Source organism: Afipia sp. GW823-FHT06G09 (assembly GCF_058794875.1).
Genome location: NZ_JBXAHF010000002.1, coordinates 349,385 through 366,989, shown reverse-complemented (window position 1 = coordinate 366,989; position 17,605 = coordinate 349,385). Strand labels below are relative to the sequence as shown.

The window sequence follows — 17,605 nt, the reverse complement described above, 5'->3', positions numbered from 1 at the left end:
TGACGACTGAGAGCGTTGCAACGGCGTGCGTCATCTTGACTTCCCGATTCAATTTTCAAACAGCATGCGCGTGTGGGGCTTGCCCCATTCGCGCCAACGAAAGGCGTGCGCCATCGTTCTCGCGCATCGCGCGAGGTAAACTTGTAGTTCCGCCCCAAACTTTGAGGGGCATGGAGCGCCGCGAGGCGCACCTGGTGTTCGTTTCGCTTCCGGCATCGCTTGCGAGGCGATGGGATTCCGGAAGCGCATCGCCTTGCGGCGCTCCACTGCGGGACTTTGGGCGAGGGGACCGTACTTCCGGGTGCGGACGGGGGAGGTTACTCGACCCCTGATCCGGACGGCTTTCGCCGCCTTCGTCCGCTCCGCGTCCAGCCGCGAACGGCAGAGCCACATAGTTGGCCCGGACGGTGACCCCAGCCTCCCGGGCGCAACGGGTGCGAACCGTGCGCGCAGGCGCCGCATCCTGCTTCGCTTCAAAGCGCCCTCGAGAAGCGCCCCTCACAAACAGGACATGGCGAACTTAAGCGCGGTACGGAGCGCGGGGACGCGTATCCCCATCACGAAATGTTGCAGCCCGTCATTGCGAGGAGCGAAGCGACGAAGCAATCCAGTCTTTCGTGGCGACAAGTGAAGATGGATTGCTTCGCTGCGCTCGCAATGACGCACATGATTGCCGAGATATTGCGCATCTCTCAACGCGTCGTCCCCGCGCAGGCGGGGACCCATGCTCCCTGAATTGTCGATGTGAGGAAGATGCTGGAGCAACCTTCTCGCCATCACCACGGGGTGCGGTGGTTATGGGTCCCCGCCTGCGCGGGGACGACATCTGATGTGATGGGACAGTGTGCGCCGTTCAGAGCCTCATCACCCACAGGTGTCATCACCGGGCATAGGACGGCGTCGCTTCGCTTGCCTATGTCACGGTGATCCCGATGAATTGAGCATTGTGCCTCGACAATCGGGATGGCCGGGTCAAGCCTTGCCATGACAGTCGAGGATTTACAGCAGCAAATCCGTCAGATGCGCGATCAGCGGAATATCCGCGGGCGGCATCGGATAGTCGCGCAGCTTGTTGGCGCGCACCCATGCGAGCTGCTGGCCTTCATGCGGCGTCACGGTGCCTTCCCACTTCCGGCAGATGTAGAGCGGCATCAGCAGATGGAAGGTCTCATAGCTGTGGCTGGCGAAGGTGAGCGGCGCGAGACACGGCTCTTCCACCTTGATGCCGAGTTCTTCGCGCAATTCGCGGATCAAGGCGGGCTCCGGCCGCTCGCCCGGCTCGAGCTTGCCGCCGGGAAACTCCCACAATCCCGCGAGCGTCTTGCCCTCGGGCCGCTGCGCGATCAGGACGCGGCTGTCCGTATCGATCAGCGCGCAGGCGACAACGAGGACCAGTTTGATCACGAGCGGTAGTCGCCGTTGATCGCAACGTATTCCTTGGTGAGATCGCAGGTCAGCACGCGGTCGCGGCCCTTTCCAAGCCCGAGCCCGACCTTGATCTGAATCTTGTCCTGCTTCATCAGCGCAGAGACTTCCTTCTCGTCGTAGGACGGATCGCGCGCGCCCTTGCTGGCGACGCGGATGCCGTTGAACGCAATCGACAGCTTGTCGCGGTTAGCCGGTTCGCCAGCCTTGCCGACGGCCATCACCACACGCCCCCAGTTGGCGTCCTCGCCGGCAATGGCGGTTTTCACCAGCGGCGAGTTGGCGATCGACATCGCGATTTTCCGCGCGGACGTCTTTGACGTGGCACCCTCGACCACGACCTCGACCAGCTTGCGCGCGCCTTCGCCGTCGCGTGCGACCTGCTCGGCGAGGTCCGCCAGAATGCCGTTGAACGCCTTGGTGAACGCTTTCAAGCGCGGATCGGATGCGCGCGTGATCTTCGGTGCGCCATGTGCTGCTGCGGCGCCGGTGGCGAATGCCAGCAGCGTGTCCGATGTCGAGGTGTCGCCGTCGATGGTCACGGCGTTGAACGTATCCTCGACACCGGTCTTGAGCAGCGATTGCAGCGCGGCTGCCGAAATCGGCGCGTCGGTGAAGATGAAGGACAGCATGGTCGCCATGTCCGGCGCGATCATGCCCGCGCCTTTCGCCATGCCGTTGATGGTGACCTTGGCCTTGCCGAGCTTCACGGTGGCGGTGGCAACCTTCGGAAAGGTGTCGGTGGTCATGATCGCGGTGGCCGCGTTCATCCATCCATCGGGTTCGGCGGCCTTTGCGAGATCGTCGAGCACGCCGTTGAATTTCGTCGCGTCGAGCGGCTCGCCGATCACGCCGGTGGAAGCGAGAAAGATCTTGTTGGCACTGCTGTCGGTCGCTTTCGCCGCGATGGAGGCGGTCAGCGTGGTCGCCTGCTTGCCGGTCTTGCCGGTGAAGGCATTGGCATTGCCGGAGTTGACCACCAGCGCGCGCGCCTCGCCGCCCTTGAGCCTAGCGCGGCACCAGTCCACCGCGGCGCTCGGGCATTTCGATTTCGTGAACACGCCCGCCACCGTGGTGCCCTTGTCGAACAGCGCCAGCAGCACGTCGGTGCGGTTCTTGTAGCGGATGCCGGCGGCCGCCGTCGCAAGGCGCACGCCGTCGATCTGCGGCATGTCGGGGACATCGGTGGGGGCGAGCGGGGAAACGGCGGTGGACATGAGATCGGTGGCCCTGGATCGAGGAATGTCAGCGTGTGGCCGGATGATTCCAGCCCTCCACGTCTTACGCCTACAATTGTGAAGGCCCCAAGACGTAGATGCCCGGGGCAAGCCCCGGGCATGACGTCAGGTTACTGAAGGTTTGGCGTGAAGTCGATTTACTTCTTCGCAGGTGCGGCCGGAGCAGCCTTCGCATCAGGCTTCGCCGCCGGAGCCGCAGCGTCCGCCGGCTTGTCGAGGCGCTCGACCTTGGCTTCGGTGCGCAGCTTGGTGACGTAGTCGGCCTGTGCCTTGCGGATCACGAAGTTCTGGATCTGGCCCTTCACCTGCTCGAAGTCCGGCGGCTTGCGGTCGCGGGCTTCCTCGACCTTGATGATGTGCCAGCCGAACTGCGACTTCACGGGATCGGAAATCTTGCCGGGCTCAAGCGCGAAGGCGACGGCGGAAAATTCCGGCACCATCTGCTCCTTGGTGAAGAAGCCAAGATCGCCGCCGTCGGCTGCGCCCGGGTCCTTGGACTTTTCCTTGGCGAGCTTGGCGAAGTCGGCGCCCTTCTCGAGTTCGGCCTTGATCGCCTTCGCTTCTTCCTCGGTGGGGACCAGAATGTGCCGGGCGCGGACTTCCTTCTCGCCCGAGACCTGCTTGGTGGCGTCTTCATAGACCTTCTTCATGGCCTCGTCGGTGACGGCCGCCTTGCCTTCGGTCGCGAGCAGGCTGTCCATCAGAAGGCGGTCGCGCGCGAAGGCGACTTTCTGCTTGAACTCCGCCGAGTCGCCGACCTTCTTGGCTTCGGCGGCCTTGGCGACGATTTTCATATCGATCAGGAAGGCGATCAGATTGTCGCGGCGGGTTGCGGGGTCCATCTGCTGGAGGCTCGGTCCCAGCTCTTCCTCGGCGACGGTCAGATCGCTCTGGCGGATCTCAGCCCCGTTAACCTTTGCGATCACGGCATTGGCATCCTGCGCGCGGAGCGGCTGGCCGGTGCTCAGAACGACCGTGAGACAAATTGCAGCGGCCGATGTGAGCAGTCCTAGTCGCGCGCCCAGTCCGGTGTGGGAGGCTGTGCGGTTCGGAGAAACGGTCATGGAAAATCCTTATGGGTCAAAGGCTGGTTACCGAGCCGGCGTTCGCTTCGTGATGATGCGAATCTCAAAGACCGGAGGACCGGGCGGTTCGGGAGGCCGGACACTCGCCCAACCTCTGCCCGGACGCAACGTGAAAAACCCGCCAAAATCATGAAATCCTTGACAGGTTCGCGCGTTGACAAGGCTTTGGACGGCCCATATCTCTCCCGGCAGGCTCTCCTGGCTGCTGCGGGGCTTTGCCGCGCTCAAGCGGGTGAACCTTTAGAATTCGCTCCCGCACTCATCCTCGAGGATTCGCGCAAGGGTTTGCTCCATCAGCAATTCTGCGGACGTTTCATACCGGTTTCAGGGCTGCGGTGACTTCAGCCGCAACGCCAACTGCAAGACAGGAATTATTCATGCTCGGCGCGCTCGCCCGCAAGTTTTTCGGCTCCGCCAACGACCGGCGGATCAAGGGATACCAAGCCCGCGTCGATGCGATTAACGCGCTGGAACCCGAGATCGCGGCCCTGTCCGACGAGGCGCTGAAGGCGCGGACCGCCGAGTTCCGCAAGCAGCTCTCCGAAGGCAAGTCTCTCGACGATATTCTCGTGCCTGCCTTTGCGACCGTTCGCGAAGCGGCCAAGCGCACTCTCGGCCAGCGCCATTTCGATGTGCAGCTGATCGGCGGCATGGTGCTTCATGAAGGCGACATCGCCGAAATGAAAACCGGCGAAGGCAAGACGCTGGTGGCGACGCTGGCGGTGTATCTCAACGCGCTGGCCGGCAACGGTGTCCACGTCGTCACCGTCAACGACTACCTCGCCAAGCGCGACGCCGGGTGGATGGGACAGATCTATTCGTTCCTCGGCATGACCACGGGCGTGATCGTTCATGGTCTGGACGATGCGGAACGTCAGGCGGCCTATGCCTGCGACATCACCTACGGCACCAACAACGAGTACGGCTTCGACTATCTGCGCGACAACATGAAGTACCGGCTGGAGGACATGGTCCAGCGCGGTCATTTCTTCGCCATCGTCGACGAAGTCGACTCGATCCTGATCGACGAAGCCCGCACGCCGCTCATCATTTCCGGCCCGCTCGACGACCGCTCGGAATTCTACAACACCATCGACACCTATATTCCGAAACTGGAAAAGGTGACGGACTTCGAGGTCGACGAGAAGCAGCGCACGGTCACGCTGACCGAAGCCGGCATGGAGAAGATCGAGAACCTGTTGCAGGCCGCCGGCCAGCTCAAGGGCGACTCGCTCTACGACGTCGAGAACGTCTCCGTCGTCCACCACATCAATCAGGCGCTGCGTGCGCACTCGCTGTTCCAGCGCGACAAGGATTACATCGTCCGCGACGGCGAAGTGGTCATCATCGACGAATTCACCGGCCGCATGATGCCGGGCCGCCGCTATTCGGAAGGCCTGCATCAGGCGCTGGAAGCCAAGGAACATCAGCCGGTCCAGCCTGAAAACCAGACGCTGGCCTCGATCACGTTCCAGAACTACTTCCGCATGTACGACAAGCTCGCCGGCATGACCGGTACGGCGGCGACGGAAGCGGACGAACTGTTCGACATCTACAAGCTCGAGGTGATCGAGGTCCCGACCAACGTGCCGATCGCGCGTCTCGACGAGGACGACGAGGTCTATCGCACCGCCGAGGAAAAACATCGTGCGATCCTCGCGGAGATCGAGCAGGCCAACAAGCGCATGCAGCCGGTGCTGGTCGGCACGGCGTCGATCGAGAAGTCGGAAGTGCTGGGCGAGTATCTCGCCAAGAACGGCTACAAGCAGATCGACTTCGGCAATCCGAAGGCGCTGGAGAAGCTCTACGCGGCCGCGCGCGCCGGCAAGCCGGCCAAGCTGTTCGCGGTTCTGAACGCGCGCTTCCACGAACAGGAAGCCTACATCGTGGCTGAAGCCGGCGTGCCGGGCGCGATCACCATCGCGACCAACATGGCCGGCCGCGGCACCGACATCAAACTCGGCGGTTCGCTGGAAATGCGCAGCCAGATCGAGACCGCCGACATCACGGATGAGGCCGAGAAAAAGGCCAAGATCGAACAGATCAAGGCCGACATCGAACGCTTCCGCGAGATGGTGTTGAAGTCGGAAGAAGTCATCGAGATCGAACCGGCGAAGGGCAGCAAGCCGGCCAAGACCATCACCAAGCCCGGCGGCCTCTATATCATCGGCTCGGAGCGTCACGAATCCCGGCGCATCGACAACCAGCTCCGTGGCCGCGCCGGCCGCCAGGGCGATCCCGGCCGCACCAAGTTCTATCTGTCGCTCGAAGACGATCTGATGCGCATCTTCGGATCGGATCGGCTCGACAGCATGCTGACCCGTCTTGGCCTCAAGGAAGGCGAGGCGATCATCCATCCGTGGATCAACAAGGCACTGGAGAAGGCGCAGCAGAAGGTCGAGGCGCGCAACTTCGACATCCGCAAGAACCTGCTCAAGTTCGACGACGTGCAGAACGACCAGCGCAAGGCGATCTTCGACCAGCGCATCGATCTGATGCGCGACCAGAATGTGGCCGAGACCGTCGCCGACATGCGCCATGCGCTGGTTGACGATCTGGTTGCCAAACACGTGCCTGAGCATGCCTATGCGGAGCAGTGGGATGTGGCCGGGCTCAAGGACGAACTGAAGCGCGTGCTCGATCTCGACCTGCCGGTCGATGAATGGGCCAAGGAAGAGGGCATCGCCAACGAGGAGATGCTGTCGCGCATCGAGCAGCGCGTTGACGAGCACATGGCGGCGAAGTCGGCCCAGTTCGGTCCCGATGTCATGCGCTATGTCGAAAAGTCGATCCTGCTTCAGACCTTGGATCATCTGTGGCGTGAGCATCTGGTGATGCTGGATCACCTGCGGCAGGTGATCGGCCTGCGCGGCTACGGCCAGCGCGATCCGTTGCAGGAGTATAAATCCGAGGCGTTCAATCTGTTCGAGGGCCTGATCTCGCATCTGCGCGAGGCAGTGACTGCGCAACTGGTGCGGGTCGAAATCGTGCCGCCGGACGAGCAGCCGGAGCTGCCTCAGATGGAGGCGCACAAGCTCAATCCGAATACCGGTGAGGACGAGATGGCCTTTGCGCAGGCCGCTCTTGCGCCGGTCCCGGCCTCACAGCGCGATCCGCAAAATCCTGCGACCTGGGGCAAGGTTGGCCGCAACGAGGATTGTCCGTGCGGCTCCGGCAAGAAGTTCAAGCATTGCCACGGCAAGTTCGCCTGAGCGGCTTCAAGTCTTCAAATGCAAAACGCCGGTCGAGAGACCGGCGTTTTTTGTGGGCGATGACGATGCCGGTTTACCGGACTGTCGACCAGCGGCTGTCGAAGGAGTTCGCCTGCACTGCGGGCTGAGCACCGGCCAGCGATGGCTGCTGCGCCGGGGCGGCAGGCGCTGCTGCGGCTGTTGTGGCCGGCGCGGCAGCGGCAGGCTTGGCGGGCGCCTGAGCCTGCTGCGAGCGTTCGAGTGGAATGACGCGCGGCGGCGTGCTCTTGGCGGCTTCCCTGGTCGGCCCAGGTGATTTCGCCTTCGGGGCCGCAGTGACCGCGGTCGGCTTTGCCGGGGCTGCGGCGGGCGGTTGTGGATCCGATCCACGCAGGCCCACGGAACGGGACAGCTTGCTGAAGAAGCCTTCCGAGGAGCTTGCGCTGGCATTCGCGGACGCCGCAGGCGTGGTGCTGGTCACGGCCACCATCGGCTCGCTGTTGGACGAGGTAAAGCTGAACGACGGTACCGCCGGCTCGGGCGCCTTTGGAATCGTTGCGTGCGCCGGAACAGTGCCGGGAGCGGGACCGTTGGACGCGACGGCATAGTCGGTGACGTCCCGGTCGATCGCGGCTTCGCCTTCCGGCAGCTTGGAGGCGAACACCGGATGCATGCCGCCGTCGATCCCGGCGCGCGAACGCGCCGTCGCCGTGCCACGCGAGATCAGTTGCGCGGTCTTCAATTCATCCTGACGCTGCTTGTCCTGGACCGCTTCGGCGATCTCGGGCGAAACCTGATAGGCGGGGCATTGCGCGGAGGCGTTGAAGGTCAGCGGGCGGGTCGAACCTGCGGGCTTCTCCGCGTCGAAGACGTACTTCTTCTCGCAGAAATCGACCTTCGGCTCCTGCTTGGTGACCTCGAAGTGATCGTTGCCTTCCTTGATCATCTTCCAGAACGGCATGTTCGGATTGTTGCGGTGGCGGGCCATGTTCTGCGGCGTCATGCGGAACGGATAGGCCTGCACCTGAAATGCGTTCTGGCCGCCGAAGAAGGATTCACGGCCGAGCGCATAGATTTCCGAGATCTGTTCGTCGGTCATCGCGTAGCAGCCGCGCGACGAGCAATCGCCGTGGACCATCAACTGCGATCCGGTGCGGCCCCATGCCTTGTCGTAGGCATTCGGATAGCCCATGTTGAACGACAGGAAATACGCCGACGTCGGATTCATCTGCGCGGGCGTAATCGAGTAGAAGCCTTCCGGCGCCTGACGGTCGCCTTCCTTGATCTTCGGTCCAAGGTCTCCCGACCAGCGGCAGATCGGATAGGTCTTCAGCAGCGCGAACTTGCCGTTGCGGTCCTGCTTCCAGACTTCGAGTTCGGCTTCCTGCTTGAACAGGCGGACAAGCATCGGCGACGCCTTGTCCATGTTCTTCGATTCGATGTCGGCGAGCAGCTTGTCGGGAATCGGGCGGTTGGCCTTGGAGCTGGGCGAGAGCTGTTCGCCGTTGCATCCAGCAAGCAAAACGCCGGCCGCAAGCGCAGCCGACGTGACAAGCGCGCGAATGTGCGTGCGGTCAATCATGCAAGGCTCCGCGGCAGACCGGCAATCCCCATACTCCGGCTAGACCCAAGACTCGACCCCGGTGACAGATCGTCTTCCGGCAAAGTGGCGCGCAGGAGGCGGCCGGAAAACACTGTCTGTTAAAACAGGCCGCACGTGTTTTCGTCGTAAAAGCAGCGTTCGCTTTTTGGCTAAAAACGTGCGTCAGCAATTGAGCAATTATTATCCTTAAATACCCCTCCGTCGCAAGCCGAGCGCCCCGTCCCGCAGAGACGGGAAGCGTTTTATGGTCAACGCTAAGTAAATCAAAATGCAGAGGAAAAACGGCTAGGGCAGAAGCGGGCTTGTCTCGAAAAAGCCACGATGTGACTTCGCCGCATGGATTGCGCAGATTTGGCTTGGGCGATGCCCTAGCTGAGCTTGCGTCCGATATCGAGGAATTTCTGCCGGCGCTGGTTGCGGACTGCCTTGGAATCGAGGCTCCGCAAATCGTTGAAGGCCTGGGCGACAGCATCGCCGGCCCGGGCGATCATGGCGGCCGGATCGCGGTGCGCTCCGCCCGGTGGTTCCTTCAGGATGGTGTCGATCACACCGAAGCGGGCGAGATCCTGTGCGGTGATCTTCATGTTGATCGCGGCTTCCTGCGCTTTCGTCGAATCGCGCCACAGAATCGAGGCCGCGCCTTCCGGCGAGATCACGCTGTACACCGCGTGTTCGAGCATCAGCACGCGGTTCGCGGTGGCAATCGCGATCGCGCCGCCTGAGCCGCCCTCGCCGATGATGACGGCGACATTGGGCACGCCGAGATTGAGACAGGCGTCGGTCGATCGCGCGATCGCTTCCGCCTGTCCGCGCTCCTCAGCGCCGATGCCGGGATAGGCGCCTGCGGTGTCCACCAGCGACAGCACGGGAATACCGAAGCGATCCGCAAGTTCCATCAACCGGACGGCCTTGCGATAGCCTTCGGGCTTGGCCATGCCGAAATTATGCTTGAGCCGGGTTTCGGTGGTCGAGCCCTTCTCCTGGCCGATCACGCAAATGCTCTCGCCTCTGAAACGGCCGAAGCCGCCGATCAGCGCTTCGTCGTCGCCGAACTTGCGGTCGCCCGCGAGCGGCGTGAACTCGGTGATGAGCTGCTTGATGTAATCCACGCAATGCGGACGCAGCGGATGGCGCGCGACTTGAGTCTTCTGCCAGGGCGTCAGATCCGAATAAAGCTCGGTGAGCGCCTGCGCTGCCTTCTCTTCGATGCGCGACACTTCTTCGCCGATGTCGCTGCCGCTGGCGGCAAGCGCACGCAACTCGTCCACCTTGGCGTCGAGTTCGGCGACGGGTTTTTCAAAATCCAGATAGCTGCGCATCAGGTCCGGCATGTGACAAATATAAGGGGCAGGCGCGCTTGGGCGAAAGGCGCACGAATCGATCTTTTGGCCGTTCTCAATCGAGGGTCGAAGTCATTCGTGGGGCCTTTCAAGTCAAGAAGCGTCCCCAAGTCAAGCGCCGCGATAGAAAGTGCCAATATTGCTGGGTTTTTGGTGGGTCATTTGTCGGCCAGCGGATGCAGATCACGCACCAGGCTCTTCAGCCTCTCCTCGACGATGTGGGTGTAAATCTGGGTCGTGGAAATATCGGTATGACCAAGCAGCGTCTGGACGATTCGCAGATCGGCCCCGTTGTGAAGAAGATGAGAGGCGAAGGCGTGACGCAAGACATGGGGGCTGATCAGGCGGGGTGCAATACCGGCGGCGACCGCCAGTTCTTTGAGGTCGCGGGCAAAATGCTGCCGTGTCAGATGGCCGCTCTCACCCGATGACGGGAACAGCCATTTCGACGCGGCGGAAGATTTCTTCTGCGCGCGCCGCGCTTCTTCGAGTGCGGCGAGATAGTCGGCCATCGCCTGCTTCGATGTCTCGTTGAGCGGGACCAGACGTTCCTTGTTGCCCTTGCCGCGCACCACGATCATGCGCGCGTCGCGCCGCGCGGCGGAGAGAGGCAGCGTCACCAGTTCCGAAACGCGAAGTCCGGTCGCATAGAGGATTTCAAGCAGGCAGGAGAGCCGCAACGCGCGCAATTTCTGCAGCGGCGATTGTTCGGAGATGCTCGCCGATGTCTTCGCCTGTGTCAGCAGACGGTCGACGTCGGCGATGGACAGCACCTTTGGCAACGCGCGTCCGCGTTTGGGGCCCGACAGGATCGCTGCGGGATCGTCGTCGCGCCTGCGCTCGCTGAGAAGAAAACGAAACAGATGGCGTGTCGACGAGAGCTTGCGCGCCACGCTCGACGATTTGAATCCGCGAGTGTCGAGGTCGGCCAGATAGTCGCGCAGTGTCTGGGTGTCGGCGTTCAGGAAGGTCGATTTTTTTTTCGCGAGAAATTCGGAGAGGTCTTCAAGATCGCCGCGATAGGCATCGAGCGTATTGTCGCCTGCGCCCTGCTCGGCCGCGAGCATATCGAGGAACAGGCCGGTGAGCCGTGCGTCGGAGGATTTGTCGGACGGCATGACGTTCCTCCAGCCGCCTACTTCTTGAGGAATCTGTCGGGCGGAACGCTGACCGTCATTTCGCGCGGCTTGGGATTGACGAAATTGGCGAGCGCAAAGATGCCGCCGTAGATCAGCCCGCCGAGCACCGCCACGACAGTCAGGAAGCGAAACAGGCTGGGCATCGCGAATAGCCTCGAAATTAACCTTTGAGATGCGGCGCCAAAGGCGTGTTAACCGCCGGAACACTGCGGTTCGGACCGACTAAACTACCAACATGTTCGCGCCGTTTCGGCAAGAGTCTCTGGCAACGGGATCGGCAGGAGTAGTATAGGTGACACATTAGCTTAGCCGCATTTGCGGCCAACCGGGCCAGAGATGACCGAAACCGCAGCCAGCCATCAGGACGGCATGACCCATGAGGCTGACATCGTCGCGGCTCTGGGCGGCCGCTCGATCGTGCTTGTCGGCATGATGGGGTCGGGCAAATCGACCATCGGGCGCCGGCTCGGCGCGAGGCTTCACATCCCGTTTCTCGATGCCGATCATGAAATCGAGATTGCCCATGCGGGCATGACGGTCAGCGAAATCTTCGCGCAGCATGGCGAACCATATTTCCGCGATGGCGAAGCGCGGGTGATCGCGCGCCTCCTGGAGGCCGGCCCGAGCGTGATCGCCACCGGGGGCGGAGCGTTCATGCGCGAGGAGACGCGCAAGCGGATTCACGACAAGGCCGTCTCGATCTGGCTTCAGGCGGATGGCGACATCATTCTGCGGCGGGTCAAGCGCCGCGCCGACCGGCCGCTGCTGCAAACCGCCGATCCCGCTGCGACCATTGCGCGTCTGATCAGCGAGCGCAGCCCGTTCTATCAGCTTGCCGATCTGGCGATTGCCTCGCGCGATGTGCCGCACGAAAAGATCGTCGATGAATGCATCGATGCGTTGTCCGCCCATCTGCTGTCCGGCGGCGCGGCGTCCTCTTCCTCAAGCGAAACACAATGACGGTTGCTATCAAGAACAACAATCCGGTGACTGTCGGTGTCGCCCTCGGCGATCGCGCCTATGACATCGTCATCGGCCGCGACGTGCTGCCCTCGCTCGGCCATCGCATCGCCGCGCTGCGCCCCGGTGCACGCGTCGCCATCGTGACCGACCGCACCGTCGCCAAACACTGGCTCGGCAAGACCGAAGCCGCGCTGGCGGACGCCGGCATTGCATCGTCGCGCATCGTGGTGGGCGAGGGCGAGGCATCGAAAAGCTATGCGGTGCTGCAGGAGGTCTCCGAAGGACTGATCGCAGCGAAGATCGAGCGCAACGATCTGGTGATTGCGCTGGGCGGCGGCGTGATCGGCGATCTCGCTGGCTTCGCGGCATCGATCGTCCGGCGCGGCGTCGATTTCGTGCAGGTGCCGACATCGCTGCTCGCGCAGGTCGACTCGTCGGTGGGTGGCAAGACCGGGATCAACTCGCCGCATGGCAAGAATCTCGTCGGCGCGTTTCACCAGCCGGTGCTCGTGATCGCGGATACGGCGGTGCTCGACACGTTGTCGCCACGTCAGTTCCGTGCAGGCTATGCGGAAGTCGCCAAGTACGGCGTGCTCGGCGATGCGGAACTGTTCGACTGGCTGGAGGCCCATCACGGCGAGATATTCTCCGGCGGCGCCGCGCGCGAACAGGCCATCGCGGCCAGTTGCCGCGCCAAGGCGGCGATCGTGGCGCGCGACGAGCGCGAAACCGGCGACCGCGCGTTGCTCAATCTCGGGCACACGTTCGGCCATGCGCTGGAGGCTGCGACCGGTTTCTCCGATCGCCTGTTCCATGGCGAAGGGGTTGCTGTCGGCATGGTGCTGGCCGCTGAATTCTCGGCGCGTCTGAACATGATCTCTCCGTCCGATGCCGCGCGCGTGCAGCGTCACCTCGCGTCGGTCGGTCTGCCGACGCGCTTGCAGGATATCGCCGGCTTCCAGCAGGAAGGTCTTGCGGATGCGGACACGCTGATGACGCTGATGGCGCAGGACAAGAAAGTGAAGCGCGGGCGATTGACGTTCATCCTGCTGGAACAGGTCGGCAAGGCAGTGATCGTCAACGACGTCGATCCGTCGGCGGTTCGTGCGTTTCTTCAGGAAAAATTGTCAGGGTGAGGGTGAAGCTGTCTCAACGCGGCATGCCAGGACTTATCGTCGGCGCCCCGCATAAGGACGAGGCAGTCGCGGGACAAACATGAATTCAGCCGCCGTCAATCTGCTCATCGCCATCCTTCTGCTCGCCGCCAACGCATTCTATGTGGCGGCGGAATTCGCGCTGGTGAAAAGCCGCGGGTTTCGCGTCAAGGCGATGGCCGAGCAGAACCGCTTCGGCGCTCGGCTGCTGATGAAAATGATGGGCAATATCGAAGCCTATCTCGCGTGCTGCCAACTCGGCATCACCATGGCCTCATTGGGGCTCGGCTGGGTCGGCGAGCCGACCGTTGCGGCGCTGCTCAAGCCGGTGCTCGAGCCGCTGGGAATGCCGGAGTCTGCGCTGCATTTCACGGCCTTCATCACAGGCTTTCTGGTGTTCTCGTCGCTGCATATCGTGATCGGCGAGCAGGTGCCGAAAACGCTGGCGATCAGGCAGCCCGTGCCGGTCTCGCAATGGATCGCGTATCCGCTCTATGTCTCCTATCTCGTTCTTTACCCGCTGAACTGGCTGCTCAACGGCGCGTCGCGCGCGATCCTGCGGATGCTCGGCGTCAAGGAATCGTCAACGAACGAAATCCTCACCGATTCCGAAATCGAAGGGCTGGTGGAAGAATCGGCCGAGCACGGCAAGATCGAGAGCGGCGAGGCCGAATACATCCAGAACGTGTTCCGGTTCGGCGATCTTGCTGTGTCCGACGTGATGGTCCACCGCACTAAGATGGTCAGCGTCAATGCGGATGGCCCGCCTGACGCGGTCATCAAGGGAATTCTTGAGTCCGAATATACCCGGATCCCGCTTTGGCGCGAGAAACCCGAGAACATCATCGGCGTCCTGCACGCCAAGGATCTGCTGCGCGCCATCCGTGCCAACGACGGCGATCTGTCCAAGATCGACGTCGGTGCGCTCGCCTTGCCGCCGTGGTTCGTGCCCGAGATGCGGCCGCTGTCCGAGCAGCTCAAAGCCTTCCGCCGCCGCAAGACTCACTTCGCGCTTGTGGTCGACGAGTATGGCGAGGTCGAAGGCCTCGTGACGCTGGAAGATATCCTGGAAGAAATCGTCGGCGATATTTCCGACGAGCACGATGTTGCGGTCGCCGGTGTCCGGGCTCAACCGGACGGTTCGGTCGTGGTCGACGGCTCGGTGCCGATCCGCGATCTCAATCGCGCGATGGACTGGCATCTGCCGGACGAAGAAGCGACGACCATTGCCGGTCTCGTCATCCACGAGGCGCGCTCGATCCCCGACCGGGGCCAGAGCTTCACCTTCCACGGATTCCGTTTCAGGGTGCTCCGGCGCGAGCGCAACCGCATCACGGCGCTGCGGATCGTGCCGCTGCCGCGCGAGAGCGACACGCCCGAGAAAAAGCCGAAGGCGGGAACTTCGTTCTAGCGCCACTGACGTCGATGTGAGGCGATGAGATAGAGAGGAGCGCTCCCTGCTCCCCTCCCCCTTGCGGGGAGGGGTCGGGGGTGGGGGTTGGCCAAGCGTGACGTGAGCGGGCAATGAATGATCGTCAGCGACAGCTCGCACGGCGTATGCGCGCCCAGCCGACCGATGCTGAACGTGTCCTATGGCAGCGCCTTCGTCACGACATTGCGTTGACCGGCTCGCACTTCCGGCGGCAGGGATTGATTGGCCCGTTCATTGTCGATTTTGTCAGTCGCCGGGCAAAGCTTGTTATTGAGCTTGATGGTGGCCAGCACGACGTGCGGCGGGTGGCTGACGAGACGCGAACGAAAAAGATCGAGGCAGAAGGTTATCGTGTATTGCGGTTCTGGAATCACGATGTGATCCAGAATCTGGACGGTGTGCTTCATGAGATTCAGGATGCGTTGACCCCCACCCCCGCCCCCTCCCCGCAAGGGGGAGGGGAGTGATTGATGGATCGTGCCGCTGCCGCGCGAGAGCGACACGCCCGAGAAAAAGCCGAAGGCGGGAACTTCGTTCTAGCGCCACTGACGACGATGTGAGGCGATGAGATGGATGCGAGGAGCGCTTCCTGCTCCCTCGTCCTTGCGGGAATGGGTCGCAGAGAGGGTTTGCAGATCTTTGGCGCGCGGCAGTTAAATTTGCGGCGGCTGATCGACAACAATCAGTGCATCAGTGTTTGCACGCCTTTGCAGGGGCGGGACGCCGGGCATCCTCGCCAGGGGCATAGGTGTGCATCGCCAGCGCGTGGACAGAGCCTGCGAGTTCCGGCGCCAGAAGCGAATTTATCATGCGATGGCGCTCGATCCGGCTCTTCCCTTCGAATGCCTTCGACACGATATATATCCTGAAATGCGTCTCGCCGCCCGGCCTGTGGCCCGCGTGGCCCTCATGCAGATGGGATTCGTCGGCGACATCGAGGCTTTCGGGCGCGAAAGCTTCGCTCAACTTCTTTGTGATGTGATCTTTTGTGGTCATGATCTGCGCAATATCGTGCGTTATTCGCCAAGGTCAATGACCGTTTCAATTGCGGTTCACCGTCGCGGTGATGTATACTCCGCGACCGTAAAAAATCGCGTCAAAACCTGAAGCTTCCAGCAAGGCGTTACCACAGCAGCCATGGCCATCGACTCATCCAAATTCTTCGACAGCATTCGCATCAAGCCCACTAAAACCGCGGCGAAGCAAAAGGTTGCGCGCGAGGAAGTGGCGATGTGCGAGGCGCCCGGCTGCAAGAACAGGGGTGCGCATCGCGCACCCAAGGGCCGCGGTCAGGAGAAGGATTACTGGCATTTCTGCCTGAACCACGTCCGCGAATACAATCAGGGCTACAATTTCTTCCAGGGCATGAGTGACGAGGCGGTCGCGACCTACCAGAAGGATGCGCAGACCGGTCACCGCCCGACCTGGAAGATGGGTCAGAACGGAGCGAAGGGCAAAGGCAAGTCCGGCGCGGTCAACCTGGAAGACGCCGTCGATCCGTTCAGCGTCTTCAGCGAGATGAATGGCCGCGGCCGCTGGCGCTCGAACGCGAAGGCAGAGGAGCCGAAGGCGGAGACGCGGAAGATCTTCAACGCAGAGAAAAAGGCGCTGCTGGTGATGGGTCTCGGCCCCGATGCGACGCTTGAGACCGTGAAGGCGAAATACAAGCTGCTGGTGAAGCAGCATCATCCCGACGCCAACGGCGGCGATCGGTCGACCGAAGATCGCCTGATCGAGATCATCAAGGCCTACAACTATCTCAAGACGGTCGTGCGCGCGTCCTGAGCACGGCTGTCTTTGGTTTGCCGGGTGCGCGCTTTTTCTTTGAAGCTGCCTTCCTTGCTGACGCCACCTTCCTGGGAGGTGTTTTGCGTACGTGATAGGTCAGCGCCAGCCCGATGCAGTGGCGAAGCGCCTTTTCGGGAAACCGCGTTGCAACCTTGAACAGGATGCTCCGGTTACCGCCGTATTCCATCTGCGTCGGATAAAGCTCCCGGAAGGTTGGGACGAGATCGGTCTGGCAGTGGAAGTACATCGCGATGCGGCCATCCGACTTCTCGCGGTCGATCCGGATCGTGCTGCCGCTGCCGGATTCAGTCGTGAGATAGCTGGGCTGACCCCATTTCAGCGTTTCTTCCAGCGGTCCGACACCGTCGATGGCTTTTGCAGTCTCGAAAATGATCGCGCGCAGCGTCAGTAATTTCGCGCGGGCATCTTCGGGATAGGCCGCGAAAACCTTCGCGACATTGCGGTCCCTGAAAGTCCCGCCCTGTCCGGTCGTGCGCGTCATTGTATGCCTCTGCTAACGGCCGCATTGCGGCTGCTGCGCCAGTAATGAATGGCCACCGCGATCGTCCCGATAGCGATGATGCTGCCCACCAGCGGCACGCCGTAATGTTCGATCTTCATGCCCCAGCGCTCGGCAGCTGTGCCGGCCAAAATACCCGGCAACGCATGCGCCGGCGCCCATAACAGGCAGGCTGCTATGCTGGCGGGATAGAAGCGCCATGGCGGCATGCCGAGTGCCCCCGCGACGACCGGAACGAGCGCGCGGACAGGCGGCACAAAACGCGCGAAGAACACCGCAAATGTCCCGTAGCGGTGAAAGAATTCCTCGCTTTGTGCCATGACCGCCGGGTATTTCGACATCGGCCAGGATGTCAGGATCTCGCGCTGGCTGACATAGCCGATCGAGTAGGCGAGAGCCTCTCCGATGACCGCCCCGGCGATGGCGCAGGCCAGCACCGGCGTCAGTTGGAGATTGCCGGCCGGGATCAGCGCGCTGAGCGCCAGAATGACGGTCGATCCCGGTATCAGCGAACCGAGAATGGGAATGGCTTCGAGGAACGCGGCCAGGAAAATTGCGGCATAGGCAAATGCGGCGTGAAGCGAGACGAAGCTGATCAGTTGATTGAGATCACTCACCGGATGCCCGCTGCTGGCGCGATTCCTGCACCATAACATACACGGGAAACCGGAGGTGGCGCCGCAGGGGACCCGGCAAAACGGTCAAATCGGCTCGGTGAAAATCCGCC

The 17,605-nt window shown here is 62.2% G+C and carries 16 protein-coding genes; 6 read left to right on the top strand and 10 right to left on the bottom strand.

Going from position 1 to position 17,605, the window contains the following annotated elements:
* Positions 1-999: 999 nt before the first annotated feature.
* The 3 genes from AC1Q67_RS09340 to AC1Q67_RS09330 all read right to left on the bottom strand — a co-directional run bounded on the left by AC1Q67_RS09340 (position 1,000) and on the right by AC1Q67_RS09330 (position 3,727).
* Positions 1,000-1,404 (bottom strand): (deoxy)nucleoside triphosphate pyrophosphohydrolase, encoded by a 405-nt coding sequence (locus AC1Q67_RS09340; protein WP_492234343.1) that lies wholly within the window; start codon positions 1,402-1,404, stop codon positions 1,000-1,002.
* A complete protein-coding gene (gene argJ, locus AC1Q67_RS09335; protein WP_492234344.1) occupies positions 1,401-2,642 on the bottom strand; it encodes a bifunctional glutamate N-acetyltransferase/amino-acid acetyltransferase ArgJ in 1,242 nt (413 codons plus the stop codon). Before argJ ends, AC1Q67_RS09340 begins: the two co-directional genes overlap by 4 nt.
* Positions 2,643-2,800: 158 nt before the next feature.
* Positions 2,801-3,727: a peptidylprolyl isomerase gene (locus tag AC1Q67_RS09330; protein WP_024575502.1), complete on the bottom strand. Its 927-nt coding sequence runs from the start codon at positions 3,725-3,727 to the stop codon at positions 2,801-2,803.
* Positions 3,728-4,125: 398 nt separating this feature from the next.
* Here AC1Q67_RS09330 and secA point away from each other — a divergent pair, with 398 nt between their 5' ends.
* Positions 4,126-6,960 (top strand): preprotein translocase subunit SecA, encoded by a 2,835-nt coding sequence (gene secA / locus AC1Q67_RS09325; RefSeq protein ID WP_492234345.1) that lies wholly within the window; start codon positions 4,126-4,128, stop codon positions 6,958-6,960.
* Between the two features lie 73 nt (positions 6,961-7,033).
* Here secA and AC1Q67_RS09320 read toward each other — a convergent pair whose 3' ends face one another.
* The 4 genes from AC1Q67_RS09320 to AC1Q67_RS09305 form a co-directional block, all read right to left on the bottom strand.
* Positions 7,034-8,521 carry a L,D-transpeptidase family protein gene (locus AC1Q67_RS09320; protein ID WP_492234346.1) on the bottom strand — a complete coding sequence of 496 codons (1,488 nt, stop codon included), beginning with the start codon at positions 8,519-8,521 and terminating at the stop codon, positions 7,034-7,036.
* A gap of 389 nt (positions 8,522-8,910) precedes the next feature.
* The gene (locus AC1Q67_RS09315; protein ID WP_492234347.1) at positions 8,911-9,873 is read right to left on the bottom strand and encodes an acetyl-CoA carboxylase carboxyltransferase subunit alpha; all 963 of its coding nucleotides are present in this window, start codon (positions 9,871-9,873) and stop codon (positions 8,911-8,913) included.
* Positions 9,874-10,040: 167 nt separating this feature from the next.
* The gene (gene xerD, locus AC1Q67_RS09310) at positions 10,041-11,000 is read right to left on the bottom strand and encodes a site-specific tyrosine recombinase XerD (RefSeq protein ID WP_492234348.1); all 960 of its coding nucleotides are present in this window, start codon (positions 10,998-11,000) and stop codon (positions 10,041-10,043) included.
* Between the two features lie 17 nt (positions 11,001-11,017).
* A complete protein-coding gene (locus AC1Q67_RS09305) occupies positions 11,018-11,164 on the bottom strand; it encodes a hypothetical protein (RefSeq protein ID WP_006022431.1) in 147 nt (48 codons plus the stop codon).
* A gap of 193 nt (positions 11,165-11,357) precedes the next feature.
* Between AC1Q67_RS09305 and AC1Q67_RS09300 the strand changes: the two genes are divergently transcribed.
* From AC1Q67_RS09300 to AC1Q67_RS09285, 4 genes are all read left to right on the top strand, one after another.
* Positions 11,358-11,981 carry a shikimate kinase gene (locus AC1Q67_RS09300; protein ID WP_492234349.1) on the top strand — a complete coding sequence of 208 codons (624 nt, stop codon included), beginning with the start codon at positions 11,358-11,360 and terminating at the stop codon, positions 11,979-11,981.
* Positions 11,978-13,120: a 3-dehydroquinate synthase gene (gene aroB, locus AC1Q67_RS09295; RefSeq protein WP_492234350.1), complete on the top strand. Its 1,143-nt coding sequence runs from the start codon at positions 11,978-11,980 to the stop codon at positions 13,118-13,120. The genes AC1Q67_RS09300 and aroB overlap by 4 nt, the downstream gene beginning before the upstream one ends.
* A gap of 79 nt (positions 13,121-13,199) precedes the next feature.
* Positions 13,200-14,549 (top strand): hemolysin family protein, encoded by a 1,350-nt coding sequence (locus tag AC1Q67_RS09290; RefSeq protein ID WP_024575495.1) that lies wholly within the window; start codon positions 13,200-13,202, stop codon positions 14,547-14,549.
* Between the two features lie 113 nt (positions 14,550-14,662).
* Positions 14,663-15,037, top strand: coding sequence for an endonuclease domain-containing protein (locus AC1Q67_RS09285; RefSeq protein ID WP_492234351.1), 375 nt, complete (start codon positions 14,663-14,665; stop codon positions 15,035-15,037).
* A 223-nt stretch (positions 15,038-15,260) separates the two neighbouring features.
* On the opposite strand, the gene AC1Q67_RS09280 is transcribed toward AC1Q67_RS09285, so the two are convergent.
* Complete coding sequence (locus tag AC1Q67_RS09280; RefSeq protein WP_492234352.1) at positions 15,261-15,566, bottom strand: BolA family protein; 306 nt, start codon at positions 15,564-15,566, stop codon at positions 15,261-15,263.
* Positions 15,567-15,707: 141 nt separating this feature from the next.
* Between AC1Q67_RS09280 and AC1Q67_RS09275 the strand changes: the two genes are divergently transcribed.
* Positions 15,708-16,355, top strand: coding sequence for a J domain-containing protein (locus tag AC1Q67_RS09275; RefSeq protein WP_024575493.1), 648 nt, complete (start codon positions 15,708-15,710; stop codon positions 16,353-16,355).
* Here the strand turns inward: AC1Q67_RS09275 and AC1Q67_RS09270 are convergent.
* On the bottom strand, positions 16,330-16,860 hold the full coding sequence (locus AC1Q67_RS09270) for a DUF1801 domain-containing protein (protein WP_492234353.1): 531 nt from the start codon (positions 16,858-16,860) through the stop codon (positions 16,330-16,332). The two genes, AC1Q67_RS09275 and AC1Q67_RS09270, sit on opposite strands and share 26 nt — an antisense overlap.
* Entirely contained in the window at positions 16,857-17,495 is a 639-nt protein-coding gene (locus AC1Q67_RS09265) for a DedA family protein (RefSeq protein ID WP_492234354.1), read from the bottom strand. Before AC1Q67_RS09265 ends, AC1Q67_RS09270 begins: the two co-directional genes overlap by 4 nt.
* Between the last annotated feature and the right edge of the window lie 110 nt (positions 17,496-17,605).

Bases quoted from the DNA above. Each gene is read 5' to 3' on its own strand.
- AC1Q67_RS09300 (WP_492234349.1), top strand. From the start codon at position 11,358: ATGACCGAAACCGCAGCCAGCCATCAGGACGGCATGACCCATGAGGCT.
- AC1Q67_RS09330 (WP_024575502.1), bottom strand. From the start codon at position 3,727: ATGACCGTTTCTCCGAACCGCACAGCCTCCCACACCGGACTGGGCGCG.
- secA (WP_492234345.1), top strand. From the start codon at position 4,126: ATGCTCGGCGCGCTCGCCCGCAAGTTTTTCGGCTCCGCCAACGACCGG.
- AC1Q67_RS09290 (WP_024575495.1), top strand. From the start codon at position 13,200: ATGAATTCAGCCGCCGTCAATCTGCTCATCGCCATCCTTCTGCTCGCC.
- AC1Q67_RS09285 (WP_492234351.1), top strand. From the start codon at position 14,663: ATGAATGATCGTCAGCGACAGCTCGCACGGCGTATGCGCGCCCAGCCG.
- AC1Q67_RS09275 (WP_024575493.1), top strand. From the start codon at position 15,708: ATGGCCATCGACTCATCCAAATTCTTCGACAGCATTCGCATCAAGCCC.
- AC1Q67_RS09315 (WP_492234347.1), bottom strand. From the start codon at position 9,873: ATGCCGGACCTGATGCGCAGCTATCTGGATTTTGAAAAACCCGTCGCC.
- xerD (WP_492234348.1), bottom strand. From the start codon at position 11,000: ATGCCGTCCGACAAATCCTCCGACGCACGGCTCACCGGCCTGTTCCTC.
- argJ (WP_492234344.1), bottom strand. From the start codon at position 2,642: ATGTCCACCGCCGTTTCCCCGCTCGCCCCCACCGATGTCCCCGACATG.
- aroB (WP_492234350.1), top strand. From the start codon at position 11,978: ATGACGGTTGCTATCAAGAACAACAATCCGGTGACTGTCGGTGTCGCC.
- AC1Q67_RS09280 (WP_492234352.1), bottom strand. From the start codon at position 15,566: ATGACCACAAAAGATCACATCACAAAGAAGTTGAGCGAAGCTTTCGCG.
- AC1Q67_RS09270 (WP_492234353.1), bottom strand. From the start codon at position 16,860: ATGACGCGCACGACCGGACAGGGCGGGACTTTCAGGGACCGCAATGTC.
- AC1Q67_RS09320 (WP_492234346.1), bottom strand. From the start codon at position 8,521: ATGATTGACCGCACGCACATTCGCGCGCTTGTCACGTCGGCTGCGCTT.
- AC1Q67_RS09305 (WP_006022431.1), bottom strand. From the start codon at position 11,164: ATGCCCAGCCTGTTTCGCTTCCTGACTGTCGTGGCGGTGCTCGGCGGG.